General features: G+C 60.1%; 1 protein-coding gene. It reads left to right on the top strand.

Annotated elements, in window-relative coordinates:
• Positions 1-247: AMP-binding enzyme (locus ACNFOC_RS55610; protein ID WP_416966475.1), on the top strand; the 247-nt coding region annotated here is incomplete at its 5' end.
• Positions 248-414 lie beyond the last annotated feature (167 nt).

Genomic DNA, 414 nt, shown 5'->3' with positions numbered 1-414 from the left:
CGACTGCATCGTGGTCGGTGCGCCCGACGAAAAATGGGGCGAAGCGGTTAAGGCGGTGGTTCAGCTCAAGGCCGGTCAAACCGTCGACCAGGAAGTGTTGATAGCCTTGTGCAAGGACCAACTGGGCAGCGCCAAGGCGCCGAAATCGGTCGAGTTCTGGGCCGAGTTGCCGCGCAGTGCCGTGGGCAAGCTGCTCAAAAAGGATGTCCGCGCCAAGTTCTGGGGCGACCAATGGCGCGCAGTCTGATGCGCCACGGCCAAGTAGCCGTACCGCAGCCGATACCAGCGCCGCGCCCTGGAACTACACCCAGGCCGGCGGCCACGTTGTCTGAGGATGAAGTTTATTGATGTGTAGCGCGACAATCTGGATAGGATTCTCATCTTGATTGTCGCGCCGCATTGATGGTTGTCTAC

Origin of the sequence: Streptomyces colwelliae, from assembly GCF_048158785.1 — a bacterium.
Lineage (GTDB): Bacteria > Actinomycetota > Actinomycetes > Streptomycetales > Streptomycetaceae > Streptomyces.
Note: the sequence above shows the minus strand (reverse complement) of the source record. Positions and strands in the feature narration are given on the sequence as shown.